At 46.7% G+C, this 21,576-nt stretch carries 18 protein-coding genes and 1 other annotated feature; of the genes, 3 read left to right on the forward strand and 15 right to left on the reverse strand.

Features of this window, described 5'->3' with window-relative positions; all coding sequences use genetic code 11:
- Positions 1-110 precede the first annotated feature (110 nt).
- The 5 genes from ACKX14_RS10295 to ACKX14_RS10315 all read right to left on the reverse strand — a co-directional run bounded on the left by ACKX14_RS10295 (position 111) and on the right by ACKX14_RS10315 (position 5,900).
- Complete coding sequence (locus tag ACKX14_RS10295; protein WP_422447290.1) at positions 111-1,619, reverse strand: xylulokinase; 1,509 nt, start codon at positions 1,617-1,619, stop codon at positions 111-113.
- Positions 1,620-1,646: 27 nt separating this feature from the next.
- Positions 1,647-2,696, reverse strand: a complete 1,050-nt coding sequence (locus ACKX14_RS10300; RefSeq protein ID WP_422447292.1) for an alcohol dehydrogenase catalytic domain-containing protein — start codon at positions 2,694-2,696, stop codon at positions 1,647-1,649.
- 12 nt (positions 2,697-2,708) lie between these two features.
- Entirely contained in the window at positions 2,709-3,326 is a 618-nt protein-coding gene (locus tag ACKX14_RS10305; RefSeq protein WP_422447294.1) for a class II aldolase/adducin family protein, read from the reverse strand.
- Positions 3,327-3,473: 147 nt separating this feature from the next.
- Positions 3,474-4,619, reverse strand: coding sequence for a glycerate kinase (locus tag ACKX14_RS10310; protein WP_422447296.1), 1,146 nt, complete (start codon positions 4,617-4,619; stop codon positions 3,474-3,476).
- A 315-nt stretch (positions 4,620-4,934) separates the two neighbouring features.
- Positions 4,935-5,900: a polyprenyl synthetase family protein gene (locus tag ACKX14_RS10315; protein ID WP_422447298.1), complete on the reverse strand. Its 966-nt coding sequence runs from the start codon at positions 5,898-5,900 to the stop codon at positions 4,935-4,937.
- 335 nt (positions 5,901-6,235) lie between these two features.
- Here ACKX14_RS10315 and ACKX14_RS10320 point away from each other — a divergent pair, with 335 nt between their 5' ends.
- From ACKX14_RS10320 to ACKX14_RS10330, 3 genes are read left to right on the forward strand one after another with little or no spacing between them, the layout of a single operon-like run.
- Positions 6,236-6,925 (forward strand): ABC transporter ATP-binding protein, encoded by a 690-nt coding sequence (locus ACKX14_RS10320; RefSeq protein ID WP_422447300.1) that lies wholly within the window; start codon positions 6,236-6,238, stop codon positions 6,923-6,925.
- Positions 6,926-6,956: 31 nt separating this feature from the next.
- Positions 6,957-8,681 (forward strand): efflux RND transporter periplasmic adaptor subunit, encoded by a 1,725-nt coding sequence (locus ACKX14_RS10325; RefSeq protein WP_422447302.1) that lies wholly within the window; start codon positions 6,957-6,959, stop codon positions 8,679-8,681.
- A 13-nt stretch (positions 8,682-8,694) separates the two neighbouring features.
- Positions 8,695-10,047 carry an ABC transporter permease gene (locus ACKX14_RS10330; RefSeq protein WP_422447304.1) on the forward strand — a complete coding sequence of 451 codons (1,353 nt, stop codon included), beginning with the start codon at positions 8,695-8,697 and terminating at the stop codon, positions 10,045-10,047.
- A 96-nt stretch (positions 10,048-10,143) separates the two neighbouring features.
- Here ACKX14_RS10330 and ACKX14_RS10335 read toward each other — a convergent pair whose 3' ends face one another.
- The 10 genes from ACKX14_RS10335 to ACKX14_RS10380 form a co-directional block, all read right to left on the reverse strand.
- Positions 10,144-10,428 carry a DUF2508 family protein gene (locus ACKX14_RS10335; protein ID WP_422447306.1) on the reverse strand — a complete coding sequence of 95 codons (285 nt, stop codon included), beginning with the start codon at positions 10,426-10,428 and terminating at the stop codon, positions 10,144-10,146.
- Between the two features lie 66 nt (positions 10,429-10,494).
- Positions 10,495-11,886: a bifunctional folylpolyglutamate synthase/dihydrofolate synthase gene (locus ACKX14_RS10340; protein WP_422447308.1), complete on the reverse strand. Its 1,392-nt coding sequence runs from the start codon at positions 11,884-11,886 to the stop codon at positions 10,495-10,497.
- A 33-nt stretch (positions 11,887-11,919) separates the two neighbouring features.
- Positions 11,920-14,565, reverse strand: a complete 2,646-nt coding sequence (locus ACKX14_RS10345) for a valine--tRNA ligase (RefSeq protein WP_422447310.1) — start codon at positions 14,563-14,565, stop codon at positions 11,920-11,922.
- 40 nt (positions 14,566-14,605) lie between these two features.
- Positions 14,606-14,813: a binding site (T-box leader), on the reverse strand.
- Between the two features lie 67 nt (positions 14,814-14,880).
- Positions 14,881-15,690, reverse strand: a complete 810-nt coding sequence (locus ACKX14_RS10350) for an undecaprenyl-diphosphate phosphatase (protein ID WP_422447312.1) — start codon at positions 15,688-15,690, stop codon at positions 14,881-14,883.
- A 27-nt stretch (positions 15,691-15,717) separates the two neighbouring features.
- Positions 15,718-16,692 (reverse strand): 2-hydroxyacid dehydrogenase, encoded by a 975-nt coding sequence (locus tag ACKX14_RS10355; protein ID WP_422447314.1) that lies wholly within the window; start codon positions 16,690-16,692, stop codon positions 15,718-15,720.
- A complete protein-coding gene (locus ACKX14_RS10360; protein WP_422447316.1) occupies positions 16,682-17,251 on the reverse strand; it encodes an SGNH/GDSL hydrolase family protein in 570 nt (189 codons plus the stop codon). The genes ACKX14_RS10355 and ACKX14_RS10360 overlap by 11 nt, the downstream gene beginning before the upstream one ends.
- A 101-nt stretch (positions 17,252-17,352) precedes the next feature.
- Positions 17,353-18,639 (reverse strand): [Fe-Fe] hydrogenase large subunit C-terminal domain-containing protein, encoded by a 1,287-nt coding sequence (locus tag ACKX14_RS10365; protein ID WP_422447318.1) that lies wholly within the window; start codon positions 18,637-18,639, stop codon positions 17,353-17,355.
- Positions 18,640-18,865: 226 nt separating this feature from the next.
- Positions 18,866-19,036 (reverse strand): hypothetical protein, encoded by a 171-nt coding sequence (locus ACKX14_RS10370; protein ID WP_422447320.1) that lies wholly within the window; start codon positions 19,034-19,036, stop codon positions 18,866-18,868.
- A 154-nt stretch (positions 19,037-19,190) separates the two neighbouring features.
- Positions 19,191-19,388, reverse strand: coding sequence for a sulfur carrier protein ThiS (gene thiS, locus ACKX14_RS10375; protein ID WP_422447322.1), 198 nt, complete (start codon positions 19,386-19,388; stop codon positions 19,191-19,193).
- A gap of 25 nt (positions 19,389-19,413) precedes the next feature.
- Positions 19,414-21,573: an aldehyde ferredoxin oxidoreductase family protein gene (locus ACKX14_RS10380; RefSeq protein ID WP_422447324.1), complete on the reverse strand. Its 2,160-nt coding sequence runs from the start codon at positions 21,571-21,573 to the stop codon at positions 19,414-19,416.
- Positions 21,574-21,576: the final 3 nt, after the last annotated feature.

A 21,576-nucleotide genomic window follows, 5' to 3' on the forward strand; every position in this document is an offset into this window, starting at 1 on the left:
CTTTCCAAAACATTCCTTATGAAATTTTCAAGGTTCGGGAAAAGAAGTAAAAAAGTAGGGTTTCTACACTAGAATCATTGACATTAATTTTATCAACTCCCTCTGCCTCCTTAATTTTTATAAATCCTTTCCCATATTTCTTTATACAACTTATAAAACCTTTGGTAATTCTTTGTTTTTTCTACATCAGGCTCTATTATCGTTTTATTTGAATCTATCATATTTTTCGCTGCACTCGATAGGTCTTCATAAAAACCTACTCCAACACTAGTAATAATAGCACTTCCCAACATTTCGCTTTCTACCACTTTAGGTATTATCAATTTCTTTCCCAATACATTTGCAATTATTTCACGCCAAATCCTGCTTAACATCCCCCCTCCACCAGAATATATTTCTTCAGAATTCAAGTTAAGAAAATTTTCTATTATATCTAAATTTAATTTCAGTGAGAAGGATACCCCTTCCATAATTGCTCTTATAAAATCACTTTTTTTTGTATTAATAGTAATTCCTGTAAATGTTCCTTTAACATCAGTTCTCCATATGGGCGATCTCTCTCCTGTCAGGTATGGGAAATACATCAGACCTTTGCTTCCTTCTGGTGCCAATTCGGCTTCCATATCCAAAAGTGAATATACATTCACTCCAGTATTATTAGATAAGGCTATTTCTTTTTCACAAAAGTTGTCCTTGAACCATCTCATGGAAAGGCCGCCCGCATTGACTGGTGCCATAATCAACCACGGAATCTCCCTCGTAAAACATACATTCATAAATCGTTTATCGAATTCCGGTATATCTATTGGGTAGCATATCCTCCCCACTGTACCAACTATCAAATATGGATTATTTTTTTGCTTTACTCCTAGCCCCAGCCCGGCTGAGACGGTATCCATACAGCCTGCTATAACTGGTGTTCCTTCTTTTAAGCCTGTGATCTTTGCAGCCTCTTTGCTTACAAATCCTACTATTTCCTCTGGAAAAAACAAATCCGGCAATTTATCAGCATCAATTCCTAAGGCATTGCATAGCTCTATGGACCAGTTGCGATTATAAATATCCATCAAAAGCGTTGTGCTGCCCCTTGTCACATCCATCGTAAACTTATTTGTAAGCTTATAAACCAAATAGCCGGTCGGTGTTAGGAACTTATAAATTTTTTTATATAAATCCGGGAAATTATTTTTTATCCATAATATTACCGGAGCTGAATAAGAACCAGGAAAAACCCTATTTCCGGTTATACTGAAAACCTTTTTTTCCCCTACAAGGTCTTTAATGTAATCTACTTCATTATTCGCTCGTCTGTCTAATTGCATTATCGCATTAAGAAGAGGCTTCCCTTCTTTATCAACGCAAACAGTGGCATTAGTACAACTAATCCCTATGCCTATTGGTGTCTTTGTGCTTACTAGCGATTCTCTGCAAGTTATCACTTCTCTTATTCCTTCCACTATATTTTGCCACCATTCTTCGGGATTCTGCTCAGCTTGTCCAGGTTCACGAGAAATAAGGTTATAGTTGCGATAACTTTGCTTAATCAATTTCCCGGTTGTATCGAACAGCCCTATTTTACAACCCGTTGTCCCAATATCAATTCCCAAAATTTTTTTCATAAAAACTCCTACTTTTAAATATTAGAATTATTGTAATTTTATAAGAGTTTTTAGGGCCAGGTAATTTTCTTTCATTTCAAAAGCTTTTTTCCAATCATCCAGGGATACCACTTCAGTTAGTAATCTCCTCGCATTTATTTTTTTCGAAGCAATCATATTCAGAACTTCTCTTTGTTCATCGGGAACAGCGGCGGAAGAACCGGTAAAATTAATTTCCCTGTAATGTATCCAATTGGGGTCAATGGATATTCTTGAGCTTTCAGGGGAACCAGCGAAAAGCAACAGTGTTCCACCTTTTTTTACACATGTCAGGGCTTCTTCTATAACGGTGGGGATACCAACGTCTACGATGGCCACATCAACCCCTTCACCGTTAGTAAAATCTAAAATTTCCTCTTTAGTGTGATTTAAGGTGGGATCGATTAGCAAGTCTGCTCCTAACTCTCTGGCCAGAACCCTTTTCTCTTCTTTAGGCTCAATCACAATAATGCTTTCAGGGCCAATCATACGTGCCAGTTGAATATGACAAAGCCCAATAAAACCGGCTCCAAAAATAGCCAGTTTTTGTCCCTTTTTTAAATTACTTCTCTTAATGCCGTGATATGCCGCAGTCACAGGCTCTGACAATGCTGCTTCCAGATAATCTATTTCTGCAGGCAATTTGATAACATTACCTTTTTCTATGGCGTCTTTTGGAACTTTCACATATTCCGCAAAGCCCCCATCGATTTCATACCCGATGGTCTTCCGGTTTACACATATATTTTTCCTGTCATCCCTACAGCAGTAGCATTGCCCACATGGTATCATTGGATAGACAGTTACCCGGTCTCCTGCTTGAAATTGTTGAACTCTTTCTCCAACTTGTACAACTTCACCGGAAAATTCATGGCCAATTATTTTCGGGCTAGGTATTCTTTTTGCCCCTTTATATATCCTTACATCGGTTCCGCAAACCCCGGCATATTTAACTTTAACCAGGATTTCTTCATCATTTATTTCAGGTACACACACTTCTTCTATCGATATATGACCTGGACCATGAAAAACCAGTGCTTTCATCTTTTTATTTAACACCATAAGTCACCCCTAATTTTTTACACCTAATAACTCTTTTATACTTTCCTCAGATAGAGGTTGCCCCTTACCATTGAGTAAAATATGCAGTTTTGCATTTGCCTCTACATCTTCCGCTATATTAAATGCTTCTTCTAAGTTTTGTCCAATAGTAATTAACCCGTGATTTTTCATTATAACAGCTTTCTTACCCTTAATGGTTTCTGAAACAGCATCCGCTAGTTCCTTTGAACCGGGTTTAAAATAAGGTACCAATGCCACCGGACCAACCTTACTCGCAAAACCAGGAGTGTAAAAAGGTATGATTTCACTATCTTTTTCGGTTAAGATGCCAACACATATGGAATATAATGAGTGGACATGAATTATGGCATTTACTGACGGCATCTTTTTATAAATGCTGAGGTGTAAACCAATTTCCTTAGAAGGTTTTTCTCCTTCGATTAAATTTCCATCTAAATCTACTACTGATATTTCATTTTCTCTAATTCTACCAAGCGAATACCCAGTTGGTGTAATTAAAACTCTTTCATTTACCCTTAAGCTTATATTTCCACCCGAACCTGTGACCATTCCCTTACTATATACATTTCGACAATATTCGACTAATTCTCTTTTTTCCACATTCATTTTAATGTTTCCTACCTCCGTATTTAATACATAATATATAATTCTAAAGTGTTGTATTTGACATTTCATTTGATAATTATTTCTCTTTTTTTGAAAAGATAACCTTGTATAATATATATAAATTTATTTAGAAAATAAAATTTTAAATTATGCATTTTGCATATTTATCAAAATTATTCTCATCACTCGCTCAGCAGCTCTTTCGACGAATATGTCTGCCTTTTTAAAAGCCTCTTCTAGTGACATAGGTTTTTCTATGATACACTCTATGCCATCTATTATTCCTTCATCGAAAAGTTCATAGGCATCATCGTGGATACTTCCAACAATGGCCACAACAGGTATTCCGTGTTTTTTGGCAATCTTCGATATACCATAAATAGTTTTGCCATTTAAAATCTGTTTATCAATACGTCCCTCACCGGTTATTAATAACGATGCGTCTTTAATGTACTTTTCAAATTGTGTAACATCAATAATTATGTCAATACCCCTTTTTAATTCGGCATTTAAAAAGGCCACAAGACCGGCTCCCAATCCTCCGGCGGCACCTGCTCCAGGAAAATCTATAATGTCTATACCCAAATTATCTTTAATTACATTAGCCAAATGTTCTAGATTTTTATCGAGTATTTCGATCATTTTTATATCTGCACCTTTTTGAGGACCGTAAATACATGATGCCCCGTTCGGGCCACACAACGGATTGCTGACATCACATGCTACTTCTATTTTTGTCGTTTTTATTCTTTTATCTAAGTTACTCATATCTATTCTGATAATTCTATTAAGTTGACCCCCACCAAAACCAATTTCTTCCCCTTTTTCGTCTAAGAATTTTATTCCCAACGCCTGAGCCATTCCGACTCCACCATCATTTGTAGCACTACCGCCCAGGCCGATAATAATCTTATCACATCCCAAATCTAGGGCTTTCTTTATCATCTGTCCCGTTCCATATGATGTAGTAATTAAAGGATTTCTTTTTTCAGGTGGAACCAATGCAAGTCCCGAAGCATTGGCCACTTCAATAATAGCTGTTTTCCCATCATCAAGAATTCCGAAAAACGAATTAACTTCTTCCCCCAAGGGACCGATAACTTTTGTTTCAATAATTTTCCCTCCGACCACTGAAATTAGCGTTTCTACAGTACCTTCTCCGCCGTCGGCCATGGGAATCTTGACAATTTCAACATTCTTTAATATTTTCCTGATTCCTCTTTCGATGGCATTGGCAACTTCCTTTGACGTAAGGCTTTCCTTGAAAGAATCAGGTGCAATTACTACCTTCATGAAAATAATCCTCCTAAAAAATTAAGCATTAAAAGTTTTAACTGAATGGCTTCAAACAAATATTAAGAAATCCAAATTTATTATATGTAGGTATGCACTTTTATGTAATTAATTAAATGCATAAAAAAATCTTTTTGTTAAAACTATTTTTTATGCACTTTTACACTTAATATTCTATTAATATCAAATGTTTATTCGCCTTTAAGAATTGATATAAAAAAAGACCTGCCAAAGGCAGGTTTTAAAAAGGGTATTTTAGTATTAAATTCACAACATCTCTTTTAAACAAATTAGTGAAAAATTTCGCTTAGAAAATTAATGATTTTTACTATATATAAAATCCGCGACATCAAAAAGAAGTTTTTTCATTCCTATTTCCGGCAGTTTCTCTATAGCCTTTTTCGCCTTTTCTATATACCGCTTCGCCACCCGCTCGGCAAACTCCACTCCCCCGGACTCTTTTATTATGCTCAATGCCAGGTTTACTTCTTCCCTGTCCAGACTGCCCTTATCTAAAATGCGTTTGAGCTCGCCCCTTCGTGGGGAATGATTTAGCGCAAAAATCGCCGGGAGGGTTATAACCCCTTCTCTGATGTCCACTCCAGCTGGTTTGCCCAGCTTTTCTTTATCTCCGGTCACATCCAGCAGGTCGTCGATTATCTGGAAAGCGGTGCCGAGTCTAATACCGTATTGATAAAGGGTGCTGACCACCTTCTCCGGAGCTTTCGCCGCCATGGCTCCCAGCTTGCAACTCAGGGCGAACAAAAGAGCGGTCTTTCTCTGGATCCTGTAGAGGTAATTCCTTACGGTTATGCCGGTATTGAAAAGGTCTTCCCTCTGTTTTATCTCTCCCTCGCAAATTCTGTACACCACTTTTGACGTGCTTTGAAGTATATCAAAATCCTTAAATGACGCCAGCAGCTCAAAAACCCGGCAAAAAATAAAATCCCCCGCGAAGACCGCTACATCTTTTCCCAGCCGGGACTGAATACTGGGAACCCCTCTGCGCAGAGGGGAGTCGTCAATAATATCGTCGTGCACCAGTGTGGCTGTATGGATCAACTCTATCGCCACCGCCAGTGGCTTAACCTTTTCAAAATCGTAGTCCCCAAATCTTGCCGCTGCCAGCACCATCGCCGGCCTCAACCTTTTCCCTCCGGAGTTTATCATGTCTTCCAGAGGTTTTTTTATAAGGCTTACGCGGGTATAAACCGCCTTTTTTAAATCTTCATCCAATATCGAAAGTTCTTCTTCCAGTTCCCCCAGTATTTCTCTATTCACCTTATCACCAACCTTAAAATTTCGCAAAAGACACTTTTTATATCATAAGTATAAACATTTTGTTTAAAAAAGTCTACATTTTTTAAAGAACATGCGGATGTTCGTGCATTTGTCTCGTTTAAATGTCTATCATTCAATATATCATGCTCAATTTTTAATACAGTAACAAACTTGATGCGGCAATGCACAAAAAAGGATATCCCGGGACCGATGAAGAAATAAATATAAAAATATAAATCATTTTTAATAAATTTTTATTATAAAATATGGAACTTTTTTAAAAAAAATACGTCCAGGTAATGTGAACTTCATTTACAAAGACAGGGGGTGTTTGTTTGCCGCTTTTGGAATTAAAAGGCATATCCAGGGTGTACAGAAACGGGCAGGTGATGATTGAAGCCCTTAAGAATGTTGATTTGTGTATTGAAGAAGGGGACTTCATCTCCATAATGGGGCCGTCTGGCTCTGGAAAGTCCACCCTTCTCAATATAATGGGCTGCCTGGACCAGCCCACGGAGGGCACTTATGAAATCGCCGGCCGGAGGGTGGAAAAAATGAGCGACAGCCAGCTGGCCGATATCCGCAATCAGTTCATAGGGTTTGTATTTCAGGGATTCCACCTTCTGCCGGATCTGGACGCTCAGGCCAACGTAGAACTGCCGCTCATTTACCGGGGTGTAGGAGGCAAAGAACGCCGGCGCATGGCTATCCGGGCTCTGGAGTCCGTAGGTCTTGAAGACAGGCTCCATCACCTGCCATCCCAGCTTTCGGGCGGAGAACAACAGAGGGTGGCCATCGCCAGAGCCATAGTCGGAGAACCCAAAGTCCTTCTCGCCGACGAACCCACCGGCGCCCTTGATTCTCGCACCGGTGAAATCATCATGGCCATTTTCCGGCGATTGAACAGGGAAATGGGGATAACCATTGTCCAGGTAACCCATGAAGAAAACATCGCCCGGCATGGCAAACGGGTATTTCACCTCCTCGACGGTGAAATAGACCGTATTGAAGAGTTTGCTCAATAAACGACAGGGAATTCAGGGAGGTACATAAAAAATGATCCAACGCACCGTGATGATTGCCTTGATTATAGTAATCGTCCTGGGGGGAGGTTTCTATGCATACAGGGAACTGGTACCGCCACCGGAAGTAAAGGCCAAAGGTCCGGTTTACTCCACCAAACCGGTGATCCGTGGGGATATTACCGTGGGGGTTGAGGCAACGGGTCCATTAAATCCCTCCAGGAGCGGAGGAATACAGGCACCCGGAGGCTTTCGCGACTCGTCAACGACGTCCGTTCAATACACAATAAGCGAATACCTAGCGGAAGAAGGCAGTGAAGTTAAGCAGGGGCAGCTCATCGCCAGGCTTGAAGCGCCGGACCTTGAAATACAGATCGAAAATTTGAGAGACGAACTGGAGAGTGAAAAAAATTTTCTTGCCGATCTGACGGGTATTTCGCCGGAGAATTTATACGAAATCAACCCATCCCAGGGGGTAACCCTCAGAGCACCCATTGACGGCAGGGTTACGGGACTCGGCGTGAAGGAAGGCGATGAAATCAAACAGGGTCAGATTGTGGCACGGGTGGTGGACGACTCAAAATTCAAGATAAATGCAAAGCTGTACTCCAATGAGTTCAAACTGGTTAAAAAAGGCCAGAGGCTGGCTCTGCAGTTTTCCATATTTGACGGCGTTTACGACGGTTACATAACCGACATCAATCCCAACCCCGTTCCGGACGGCGGCGAAAACGGCCGGGCAACGGGATTTGTTTACTGGATTACCGTTGAGGGAAAAAATCCCGGCCTGGTAACCCCGGGAGTTGAAGTAAGCCTTGGCATACCGTCGGAAGACAATGACGATACAAAAGTGCGGTGGTTTGCAAACAATGCTAAAGTTGAAAGTTTTGTAAATGAAGAGCAGGTCCTGTCAACGGTGGAGGCCCTGGCCACCAGAGTTCACGTAAAAGAGATGGATGTTGTGAAAAAAGGAGACCCGCTTATCTCTCTGGCCGGCAGTGACGTCCAGCGGACCATTGAAGAAAAACTGGATAAGATACGCGACAAGGAATCGGAACTGATGCAGCTTTTATCCAGAGCCGGTCAGATGGAAGTTCGTGCGCCGATGGACGGCGTCGTGGCAAGATGGGAGAAGCAGCCCGGTGAAACGGTACGGCCCGGAGAATGGATGGGGTATATTTTCAATACGTCCGATATGGGAATGTGGGTGCAGGTCGACGACGTGGACGTACTGATGGTCAAACAGGGAGCCCCGGTAAGGATAACTGTGGACGCTCTCCCCGGAGAGGTCTTTGAAGGAGAAGTAATGCAGGTGGCCACTATGGGGCAGGATGTCAACGGGATTCCGCAGTTTGGCGTAGATATACGTGTCAAAGGCGGGCCAAAACTCAGGCCGGGCATGCAGGCCCACGCCTACATAGACGCCGGTAGCGCCAAAAACGTACTGCTGGTGCCGCTGGAAGCCATTTTTGAAGAAGACGGCACTCCAAAAGTGGAAATTCTCAACAAGGACGGGACCACAAAGGTGGTGGCCGTAAAACTCGGGCTTATGAACGACAGAGTAGCGGAAGTGAAAAGCGGGGTCAGCGAAGGAGAACTGGTTATTACGGGAAGCAGCGCAGACCTCCTGCCCAGTCAGCACATAGGCTCCCAGGACACCCTGCTGCCGCAGAACAATAATAAAGACGGCAGCGGTGCCGGTGAAGGCCAGAACAGCTCAAAACAAGGCGGCACCAGTCCCACCGCTCCATCCAATTAAGGAGGGGGTAACAATGTTTAATGCAAAATACATACACTCCTTCCTTATAAGATTCGTGTTTGCCGCAAAGATGGCTGCCCACGGCATTCTGGCCCACCCCCTGCGCTCAGCCCTGACCATACTGGGGGTTGCCATAGGCGTGACATCGGTGGTCAGCCTCATGGGAATCGGCGAAGGCGCCAGGCGGGCGGTGGTGGCTCAGTTTGAAAGCCTGGGGTCCAATGTGATAGCCATAAAGGCCAACGACCCTTCCGTGGTTTTTAAACCCGAAGAGGCGGCGGAACTGGTCGAGCGGGTGGAAGGTCTTGAGATGGCCACTCCCGTGGTCAATACCAAGGCGGTTATGAAGTGGAGAAGAGCCAGAGGTACCGTCAACATAGTGGGGGTTAACGGCGATTTTCCTTTGATCAGAGATCATGGCATAATTGCGGGGCATTTCTTTACAAAATGGCATGTCGATCAGCGCTCCCCCGTAGCCGTCCTGGGATATAACATGGGCACCGGTTTAATGGGAGGCCGCAGCCCCGTGGGCCAGACCATAACCTTAAACGGTGATACTTTCCGGATAATCGGCGTGCTTGCGGAAAAAGGACCCGGCAGGGCCGATGGCGTCGACGATAAAATCATCATCCCGTACACCACGGCGCTAAAAATAGCGGGCAAGAAGACGGTGGAAGAAATCTGGGCGAAGGCCGCTTCGCCTCAGGACGCGGACCTGGCGGTGGTCCAGCTGGGAAGGATTTTTAAGCGCAAGCTGGGCCTTGACCAGAACGCCCCTACCATTATTCCAACGGGCAACGGGGGTGACCGGCCGGCAGGCCCCATCGAGGGAGCCCCCCACACAAAAATGTCACAAAAGGTCGTCCCCGCCGGGACTCCTGGTGAAAACCCCCCGGATAAACCCGCAATTCCGGGCAGCGAAGCTTTAATCACCATCACCAGTTTAAACCAGCTGGTGAAAGAAGCGGACCGCGCCAACCGTGTGATGACACTCCTGCTGGGCGGAATTGCGGCGGTCTCTCTGCTGGTGGGTGGCCTCGGCATTATGAACATAATGCTGGTGGCGGTGACGGAGAGGACTGAAGAAATCGGGGTAAGAAGGGCGCTTGGCGCCAAGCAGAGCGACCTTTTGATACAATTTCTGCTGGAAGCCCTTTTTGTGAGCGGCATTGGCGCCGTAGCCGGTACGGCCGGAGGCATATGGGGTCTCAACATCTTTGAGCGCTACGGTTTTGAAACGGCGGTAAGCTTCCATGCCATAAAAATCGCAGTCATAGTCGCCCTCGGGTCGGGTCTTTTGTTTGGGATTTACCCGGCAATATCGGCATCATCAGTTCCGCCCATTCAGGCTTTAAGAAGGCAGTAATAGGGTTCATACCGGGCGTTACTATAAAACAGGGAAGGGATGTCAGAAATTCGGAGACATCCCTTCTCTTCCAGCTTTCAATTTCGGCTTTTATTTTCAATATTTGAAGTTCCATGAAATTTCATCTTTCTGTTTCAGCAATTTTTCATACATAGCCTTTTTGTCGACCGCAATTCCCATTTCCTTGGCCTGCTTAATCAGAAAATTGTAGCGATCTATGGCAGCCTCAATCCTGGAAACTGCCGCATCCACCGCGTCGGGGTCGTTTTTGACCCATTGAAAAGCTCTCTCGGCCAGATTTATTTCCTCCCGGGCCTTTTCTACCTCATCAATAAAACTTTCATTCCACTTGTTGTGGTTTCTGTCAAGACTTTCAGTCATGACAGCTCCCCTCCAGAAAAATCTATATAATATGTTTATGCAGCGAGGGGAGAAAAAATGTGAAGATTATTTCAGCAGTGTTCTCACACTTCCTATCATGTATAAAGATCCCGCAAAAACTATTACGTCTTCTGGCAAGGCCAGTTCAAAGGCGAGATTAACCGCGTCGGCTATTTTATCCCTTGAAAATATATTTATCTTATAGCTGCTTGAATCGGTTTCACCGACACACCTCTCCCTAAAGCCTTCGCGGTCGCCCCACCTCGACACCTGCCGCGATACCCTGGCCATAGCTTCAGCCAGTTCTTCCGCCGGGAGGGCTCTGGGGCTGTCCGGTAAGGTGGCAATGGCTGTATCAACATGTGGAATTATCTGTGCAATCATATCTTCGTAATCTTTATCTTTCAAGACACCCATGACCAGGATTTTTCTCCTGCCGTGAAAATATTTTTCCAGGGCGTACACCAGGGTTTTTACGCCGGCTATGTTGTGGGCACCGTCTATCAAAACCGTCGGCTCTCTTCTCAGAATCTCGAGCCTGCCGGGCCACCTTGCATCCCGCAGGCCGGAATAGACGGCTTCCCGGCTTATATGGACCCCGTAAAGGCTGAGAGCTTCAACGGCCCCTACCGCCGCCGCAGCATTGTCGAACTGGTGGGCGCCCATGAGTTTTATTTCAAGCCGTCTGTAAACGCTTTTTGGCGTCTCAAGGTCAAAAACAAGGCCGTCCTGTTCATCGCGCAGCACCTTATAGCTTATTTCATTACCGGTCTTTTCAATTCCCGGCTTAACCACCCTTACCAGCGAGCATCTTCGGGCTTTGCATGTTTCCTCTATAACCTCCATGGCCTCCGGTTCCTGTGGACCCGTCACCACGGGGACACCTTCTTTTATTATCCCGCATTTTTCCCGGGCAATGTCAGCCAGGGTGTTGCCCAGATACTGCTGGTGATCATAACTTATGGGGGTTATGACGCTCACCATGGGAGTGGCCACATTGGTGGCGTCCAGCCTGCCGCCCATCCCCACTTCCAGCACCAAAAAATCCACGGCCTGTTCTCTGAAATATAAAAAGCCTATGGCGGTGACCACCTCAAATTCCGTCGGAGAACCGATGCCCTGTTCTCTCATGTAGAAAACCGCATCCCGGACTTTCTCCGCAATCCTTACCAGATCCAGGTCGGTAATATTTTGCCCGTTGACCCTCATCCTTTCGTTAAAAACCTCAAGGTAGGGCGATGTGTAAAGCCCTACCTTGTATCCGGCCGCTCTCAGAATGGAGTCGAGCATGGCACAGGTGGAACCCTTGCCATTGGTCCCGGCCACATGGATTATGTTCATGCCCCTGTGGGGTTTGCCCAGTATGTCAAGAAGACTTGTGATGTTATCCAGCCCAAGTTTTACACCGAATTTATTCAGGCCATGAATGAAATTTAAAGCCTCTTCATAGTTTAACATATATATCCCTTCTGTAAATTTAAATTATCATATTTACCTTAATTCGCTCATCATCCGGAGCCTTTGCTCAACTTTTTGCAGCATATCCCTGTAGTCCCTTTGTTTCTGCCGTTCCTTGTCCACCACATCGGCCGGAGCCTTGGCCAGAAATCCCTGGTTGCCCAGCTTCTTTTCAACCCTTTCGATCTCCTTTTTAAGATTATCTTGCTCCTTTTTGAGTCTCGCGATCTCTGTTTCGATATCCACCAGGCCTTCCATGGGCACGAAGATTTCGGCGCCCTTAATGACACATGTCACCGCTTTATGAGGCGCCGGCGCATCCTGGGGTAAAAATTCCATGTTCTCCACTTTGGCAAGGCTGTAAATGACATTTACATTTTCCTTCAGGATATTCAACACCCCCGGATCGCCGACCCTGGCAAAAACCCTGGCTTTCTTTGCCGGGGGCACATTCATTTCCGCCCTGATGTTCCTGATACCCCTTACGGCGTCCATAATTATTTCCATATCCTTCGCATCTTCAAAATCCCAATCCGGATTGAATTTGGGCCAATCGGAAACCATTATGCTTTTGCCCAGATGGGGGATATTCTGCCATATCTCCTCGGTAATGAAAGGCATAAAGGGGTGCAGCAGCTTCAATGCCCTTTCAAGGGTGGTCCACAGCACCGCTCGGGTTCGCTGTTTTGCCTCTTCATCGCCGCCGTACAGGTCTATCTTGGCCATCTCGATGTACCAGTCGCAAAACTCGCTCCAGAAAAAGTCGTAAATTTTTTGAGCGGCCATACCTATTTCAAATTCATCGAGTGATTCTGTCACATCCCTGGTAACGTCATTTATCCTCTTCAAAATCCACCGGTCTTTCAATGTGAGCTGGGTTGTGTCTATTTCCCCGGACTCAAAACCCTCAAGGTTCATCATGACAAAACGGGAGGCGTTCCATATCTTGTTGGCAAAGTTGCGGCTTGACTCAACTTTCTCCCAGTAAAATCTCATATCGTTGCCGGGAGCATTGCCGGTGCTCAGGGTAAACCTAAGGGTATCGGCACCGTATTTATCGATAACCTCCAGGGGGTCTATGCCGTTGCCGAGGGATTTGCTCATCTTGCGGCCCAGGGCGTCTCTCACAAGGCCTGTTATGACCACATACTTGAAAGGCTCCCGCTTCATGAATTCCATGGCGGAGAATATCATCCTGGCCACCCAGAAAAATATTATGTCATAACCGGTGACCAGCACCGTGGTGGGATAAAAGTATTTGAGGTCCTCGGTATCGTCGGGCCATCCCAGGGTGGAGAAAGGCCACAGAGCCGAGCTGAACCAGGTATCCAGCACATCCGGGTCCTGCTCCAGGCGGTGACTGCCGCATTTCGGGCACACGGTCAGGTCTTGCCGGGAAACCGTCATTTCCCCGCAATCATTGCAGTACCATGCCGGAATCCTGTGCCCCCACCAGAGCTGGCGGGAGATGCACCAGTCGTGGATGTTTTCCAGCCAGTTCAGGTATATTTTCGTGAATCTCTCGGGTACAAATCTTACCCTGCCCTGCTTGACGACCTCTATGGCAGGCCCCGCCAGGGGCTTCATCCTGACAAACCACTGCTTGGAAACCATTGGCTCCACCGTGGTATGACATCTGTAACAATGGCCCACGCTGTGGGTCAAATCTTCTATCTTCTCCAGATGCCCTTTTTCATCCAGTTCTTTTATTATAAGTTTACGGCACTCATAGCGGTCCATGCCGGCATATTTTCCGGCATTTTCATTCATGCGGCCGTTCTCATCCATCACATTAATTACCGGAAGGTCGTGCCGCAGGCCCATTTCAAAGTCGTTGGGGTCATGGCCGGGCGTGACCTTCACAGCACCGGTGCCGAATTCCATGTCCACATAAGAATCGGCTATAACCGGGATCTCTCTGCCCACCACAGGAAGAATCAGGATTTTTCCGATAAGGTTCGCATAGCGCTCATCTTCGGGATTTACGGCGACGGCGGTGTCTCCCAGCATCGTTTCGGGGCGGGTGGTGGCCACCGTAAGATGCCCGGAGCCGTCTTTTAAGAAGTATTTTACATAATACAACTTACCGGTCTCTTCTTCGTGTTCCACCTCAATATCCGAAAGCGTGGTCTTGCATGTGGGGCACCAGTTGACGATATAGTCGCCCCTGTATATGAGCCCCTTCTCGTAAAGACGGACAAATACCTCCCTTACGGCGCGGCTCAAGCCTTCGTCCATGGTAAAGCGCAATCTGGACCAGTCGCAGGAGGCCCCCAGTTTTTTCAACTGTTTTATTATGGTTCCGCCGTATTTCTCTTTCCATGCCCACACCCTTTCAAGGAACTTTTCCCTGCCCACGTCGTATTTGGAAAGGCCCTCTTCCGCCAGCTGTTCTTTGACCTTTGCCTCTGTGGCAATTCCCGCATGATCGGTGCCCGGAAGCCACAGGGTTGAATAACCCTGCATTCTTTTAAACCTGATGAGAATATCCTGCAGGGTGTTGTTCAGGGCATGCCCCATGTGCAGCTGCCCCGTAACATTGGGCGGGGGAATTACTATGGTAAAAGGCTCTTTGTCGGGCGCCGCAGCGGCGTAGAAGAAATTTTCTTTTTCCCAGAATTCATACCATTTATCCTCTACATCCTTTGGGTTGTAAACAGAAGGAAGGTTTTTCTCCAACTGAAATCAACTCCTTTCATAATAAAAAAGCCGTTCGCCCAGAAAGGACGAAAGGCCTGCTTCCGCGGTACCACCTTAATTCTCCTGCGAGCGCTCCGGGCTTTAACGGGCTTATGCCGTCTCCGGCTACTATTTTCGCCGGAGAAGCTCAGGGGCGACCTTCAAAGTACCCTCCAGGAAGGCTTTCAGCCTTGGCCTCCCTCTCTGGATGGAGGATTGCTTCTACTCCTCCCCGTCAACGCTTTATAGAATTTTCCTGTCAATATTTTAAACTCAGGCGAAGCCGTTGTCAAGTTATGGGACCCGGAAGCCGGGTTAATTTACAATTCCTGAGGTAATCAGTAGTATCATGGCGACCCCTACCAGGATACGGTAATAAGCGAAGGGTTTTAAAGAGTTTTTTGTGAGGTATGACAGGAATTTGTCCACCGCCAGCAGGGCAACTATAAAAGACATCACAAACCCGATGCCTAGGGCCTGCCATTCGATGGCGCTCATGCTCGCAAATCCCTTTAACAGGGAATACGCGGTGGCGGCGAACATTGTAGGTATGGCCAGGAAAAATGAAAATTCCGCAGCCGCTTTAACGGAAAGACCGGCAGCCATACCGCCCATGATGGTGGACGCAGACCTTGACATGCCCGGAAAAAGCGACAGACACTGGGCCAGGCCGATAACAAAAGACTGTCCCAGGCCGGCCTCATCAATGTCGTCCACTCCATTTCGCCCAAAGGCTTTTTCCACTATGAGGATGAGAATTCCGCCGGCGATAAGCGCCAGGGCCACCGTAAAAGATGAAAAAAGGTATTTTTCGATGTAGTCGTTTAACAAAACGCCGAAAGCGGCCGACGGTAAAAATGCTATAAGCATTTTAAACCAGAGGTTAAAACCCCGCTGGCCGGGCAATATGTGGGCGAAGGAATCCACAATTTTTTTTCTGTAGTAGTATACCACAGCCAGGATGGCCCCCAGCTGTATCACTATCTCGAACATGGTGTGAAAACTTCCGCCTTTGAAACCGATTAAATCACCGGTGATTATGAGATGGCCGGTGGAGGATATGGGCAGAAATTCCGTAAGCCCTTCCACAACGCCCATAATAAAAGCTTTTGTCAGCAAACTCATTCCATATTCTCCTATCATAAAAAAATTTTATCTTTCGTAAACTTCGGGATTTACCACATGAAGCGGCCTTTTGCCTTCCAGAGCGGCCAGCAGGTTTTGGGCGGCAAGGCACGCCATTTGCGTCCTGGTCTCTATCGTGGAAGTGCCGATATGGGGGGTGAGGACGGTGTTTTCGAGTTCCATAAGCCGCGGGTGAATGCGCGGCTCTTTTTCGAAGACGTCGAGCCCGGCTCCGCCCAGATGGCCGCTCTCCAGGGCTTTCACCAGTGCCTCTTCGTCCAAAACGGGCCCCCGCGAGGTATTTATGAGGAAAGCCCCTTTTTTCATCAGGGCCAGTTCTTTTTCCCCTATCAGGTGAAACGTCTCTTCCGTCAACGGCACGTGAATGCTGACCACATCGGACTCCCTTAACAGCTCCTCCAGAGGTGTAAAATAGCACTCATCTTTTTGGTCCGATGAACCGGACCTGGGCTTTCTCTGAAAGTATTTCACTTTCATCCCAAAGGCCTTTGCCCTGCGGGCCACGGCCTGACCTATTCTCCCGAAACCGACAATCCCCAGGGTCTTACCCGTCAACTCCATTCCCAGCATGGCCATGGGTCCCCATCGATAGGGCTTTTTCAGGCGCAAAATCCGGTCGGCCTCCGCAATTCGCCGGGTCACGGCAAGCATTAGGCCGAAAGCCAGCTCCGCCGTGGCTTCAGTCACCACGTCCGGCGTGTTTGTCACCACGATCCCTCGGCGCGTAGCGGCAGCCACATCAATGTTATCATAGCCCACTCCGTAATTGCTGATAACCTTCAAGTTGGAAGCATGGGAAAGCAGGTCTTCATTGACCTTTACACCTACGGCAAGCAGCCCCTCTATCTCCTTAACTCTTTCATAAAGCTCTTCCCTGGGGATGGCCTCATTGGAGTCGTGATAATCCACACGGCATTTTGAAAAAAGTTCGGTCAAGCCCTCCCTGGGAATATTTCTTGTCACAAGTACTTTAAACTTCATTTTCCCACACCTCCTCTATGACCTTTGACGCTGCCTTCGCCATCGCCCTGTATCCCTCCCGGCTCGGATGAACCCCGTCAAAATCAAATTCCGGCTTTATGCGGCCGGAATCGCCGACCAGTGCCCTATAAAAATCTATGTAAGGTATGCCCTCTCTTAAGCAAAATTCTTTCAAAAAGCCCCGGAATTTTTCCAGCTTTTTCTCCACCACCGGATCATCGGCGGGTATGGGAATGCCTGTAACGGGCTTAATTCCCAGCGCCTTTGCTTTTTTTACAATCTTGCTCAAATTATTTTCCATTGACTCCAGGGAATATTCGTTAAAGGCGTCATTGGTGCCGCCCGTGACAATAAGCACTTCGGGCGAAAAGGATTGCACATCCCGTTCAAATCTTTCGAGCATTCCATCCAGTGTATCCCCGTTGACACCCTTATTAACGATATCCCAACCTCTTTCCCGGCGCAAAATGCCCACCCACGAATCCTCCGGAGTAAACGGATAACCTAGTGTTATTGAATCCCCCAGAGCCACAATTTTATGATTTTTTACAGGTTTCACTTCCATTCCCCTTCTTTCCGGAAAACATTGCCTACATGCCTGCCAGCCTGATATTTTATTCTGATATTTTTTTTGCCGGTGGGGATTGTCGAAATCCTTCCTCACATCTTGTGTGATTCTAATTTTACCCTGTCTCTGTGTTTCTGAAAGAGTATGTTTGCGGTTTCGTTTGATACGGCTTCCCTGACGCCGCTCTTTTGCGCGAAGGCGTCCACGGCCCTGGCCCCTTCTTCGGGATTGATCAGCCTTCCAGGACCTCCCACACATCCGCCCACGCATGCCATGCCCTCGACAAAATTGGCCTCCAGAGTGCCTTCCTCCACGGCGTCCAGTATCTGCTTGCATTCCTTTATGCCGTTGCCGTGGCGGGCTTTTACTATAGTGCCGGGCCGCATTTTTTTGATACTATTTACGATAGCCGTAGAAACTCCACCGGTGTGGGCGTAAATCCTGCCGTCATGGGAGGCGTCGGCTAAGGGGGTTTTCACCTCCAGACTCGCCGGATCCAGTTTGTAAGCCTCAAATATTGCCGCCAGTTCCTCGAAGGTGAGCACACAGTCCACCGCATCTTTGAGTTCGGGCAGTTTGGCTTCTGTCTTTTTGGCGATGCACGGCCCGATAAAAACCACTTTGGCGTTTTCATCTTCGGCCTTAATAAAACGGGCTATAGCCACCATAGGCGAGACCGAATCGGATACCATCCCGGCTATTTTCGGCCTGTAGCCCCTTGCCATCCTCACAAAAGGCGGGCAGCAGCAGGAGGTTATCATGAATTTATCGCCCCGGTCCATGCGCTTTAAAAACTCCTCCGCCTCTTTTACGGTAATCATGTCGGCGCCCAGAGCCACCTCGATTACGTCGTAAAATCCCAGCATCAGGAGAGCCGTCTTTACCTGTTCCTCGCCAACCTCCGGTCCAAACTGCCCGGCAAAGGCCGGCGCCAGCACGGCGTAAACCCGCCTGTGCTTTTTTATGAGATTTATGGTCTGGGCGATTTCCGCCTTATCGGTGATGGCCCCCTCGGGACACGCAACGATGCAGAGCCCGCAGGAAAGACACTTGTCCATATCCACCGCAGGCCCGCCCTTTTCATTCATGCGGAAGGCTCCGTGCGCGCAGGAGACTTTGCAACCGCAATTGTCTTTGTAATCACGGCATGCCTTTTCTATCACCGAAATAAAGGGAAAATCCACCTCTTCGGGGATTGGGCCTTTTTCAAAAGTGCCCAGCGCCGCTCTCACCCGGGCTTCGGCTTCCTCGCGACTTATCTCTTCACTTATAGAATCCATCACAGCGGTATATACGTCCTGCAGGTTGTCCAGGGTCCTGGCGTGTTCGGCCACCAGCCGGTAAATCTTTCTTCTGAGTTTAACTTTATCTTCCCTCATATAGATACCTCACATTAAAATGTTTAGAATTAATATTGAATGCGCGATGGAAAAACATTTTGCAGCAAAGTAACGGTTATCTGTTATATGGGTTTTAACGATTTTCTGTTATCTAAATCAATGTTAACCTATAAAAATATAATTTACAAGATGCTCAACCGCCGGTATGCAAAAAAAAAAGAAGATCCTCCGGATCTTCATTAAGCTAATGTAAAACATATGTCTATTATTCGTCTTCCAGGAATGTTAAGTGCTGCCACCCGTATTCTGAAAAAAGAAACTTTAACTCCTTTTCTCCGGGTTCCAGCCTTTTTAAAACCTCATTATCCACATACACTTCTATACTTTCTTCTATAATAAACTTTGTAAAATCTTTTTCTTTTTCAGGCTTTCCCATCAAACCTGACGGGGCGTAAAAGGCATTTCATCAGCCGTGGATATTCAGGCGTCTGGTGATATTCATCACCCCGCCGTGCTCCCGGATGTAGTTTTTCAGCCATGAAGACGTATCCGCTCTCACAGCCCTCTCCCCCTAAAGGCGATATGGAAAATCAGCCTCCGCTCATGATGTGGATGACATCAATATCATCCCCATCTTTTATCCTGTAAGTTGAATACTTATCTTTAGGCACCACTTCACCGTTTACAATCACCGTAATCATCCGGAAGGTGTATTTCTTTTTTTGAAGGACATCTTCAACGGTCATTCCCTCTTCGTATTCCATATCTTCTTTATTGACTTTTATCACAGTTCCACCTCCCCGCTTTAATACCCTACTGATACTTGCTTATCAGTTCCACCACATCGGGAAAATCTATACCCAGGCGCTTCACCGTCTCCAGTGTGGGCACGCCGTTTGAATTCCAGCCCCTGCGCTTATACACCGCATCGCAGAGCTTCTGATACTGGGACTCCCTGTATTCCCGCAGCATCTTTATCTTCTCCTGGGTCGTCTTTCCTTCTATGTCATAACCCAGTTCCTTCAGCTGCCTGTCGTACCTTTCCGCCCTGGACTCGTATTCTTCTTTTGTGACCGGTCCCACTGAACGATACGGCGGCATGTCATGCTCCCGGGTCCCGTAGCCCATCTTGAGGTTGAAGATCCGCTGGAAGTTGTAAACCCTTTCGGACTGCAAAATAAGTTCTTCTTTTGTGATGTTCTTGCCGGTAACGCCGTTGAATAGATCCACGTAATTCCTGACGTGCTCGGGGACTTTGGCGGGTTCGTCGGTCCTGCCGTTGTCCTCGGGTTCTATATCGTTCCACGGCAGTTTGCACAGCCCGTTTAAGCCAAACCAGGTCCTGAACATCGGGAAATAATACAGCGCCTCGGCTTTATCTTCAAAGGTAGGAATCTGTTTGTTGACCATATCCATAAAGATGAGCCATGCCTCGTCATGCTGGGGGCCTTTATTGGTCAGGGCATATCCTCCCTGCTGGGCCAGAGACTCTTTGCTCATGTACTGAGAATATTCAAGGCCTTTGACTTCCATGCCGATATCATTGAGGAAATCAGCATCCGCTCCGTACTCTTCGACAAAAATCTTTTTCATGCGCCTGATGCCCTGTCCCGCTATTTTGCCGAAACCGGTACCGTTTCCCATCTGGTGGATAAGTTCCAATGCAGCCGCGGCATTGCCAAACTTCAGCTCGAGGCCGCCGGTTATTTCTTTGTTTATAATTCCCCTTTCATAACATTCCATGACAAATGCTATTATTGTCCCTGTGGAAATGGTATCTAATCCATACGTGTCGCAATAGAAATTGGCTTCGACCACATATTCCGGGTCAAAAATGCCGCAGTTGGCTCCGAGGCCGGCTATGGTCTCATATTCGGCCGCATCCACGCATACCTTTTGCCCCTTATACGGGCCGGTCTTCAATATGAAATTGTCCACCGCCTTTGCACAGGCCATGGAGCAACCGTACCAGCAGCCGTCGGGCATACCCTGAGTGAAATATTTCTCCTTAAATACATCCGAGCTCAGCTTAACGGCATCCGGATGGGAACCGTACTGGTAATTCATTACGGGGAGCAAATCGTAATCGTTCATTATCTCTGTGAGGTGCGCAGTCCCCACTTCTCTCATGCGGTTTTGCAGTTTGTCAAGGTCATGGATTTCCTTATGGAGCCTTAAACCGGCTTTTATAATTTTTCCCTTGTCTGCAGGGCCGTTGGTATCTCCCTTTACCCCTGCGTATTTTACCACAAGGGCTTTTATCTTCTTGTCTCTGAACACGGTCCCCATGCCGCCGCGGCCGGCCTGTTTTAACCTCGGCACCCCCCGCTTTACGTCAAAGAATGAAAAATTCAATATTCCTATAAGTGTGTTTTCCGCTCCGCGCCCCGCCGATACCACCGCCACGTTTCTTTTGTCCTCTTCGGAGTCGGCATACATGGCGGTAAACTGTTCCGCCGCCAGGTGGGAGTCCACGTCTTCCTCCGGCGCTTCTTCAATAGTGACATATCCGTTATTGCCATCTATATATATTATGACGTCCCTTTCGGCTTTGCCCTGGATTTCAATGGCGTCCCATCCGGCGAATTTCAGCAGGGGACCGAAATATCCTCCCACATTGGAATCCATCACGGAGCCGGTCAAAGGCGACAGGCTCACCACCAGTGACTTGCCTGCTCCCGGATACTGGGTTATCCCGCCTATGGGACCTGTGGAAATAATTATTTCATTTTCCGGGTCGTTCCACTTTGTATTGGAAGAAACGGCGTTCCACAACAGCCACAGGCCGAACCCTCTTCCGCCGATGAAAATATCTTTCATCTGCTGCGTTACCGGTTTTGATTTTATCGTGTTATCCGATAGGTTTACATAAAGGATCCGGTTCGTATAGCCTTTTTCCACTTTTCCAAGCTCATAGTCCATTCTAGCCAGCAGTTTATGAGCTTTTTTCATCTCAATAACATTCGCAGCCATATT

Origin of the sequence: Thermorhabdus hydrogeniformans (assembly GCF_049310025.1) — a bacterium.
Taxonomy (GTDB): Bacteria; Bacillota; Thermosediminibacteria; order Thermosediminibacterales; family Tepidanaerobacteraceae; genus JBJYKD01.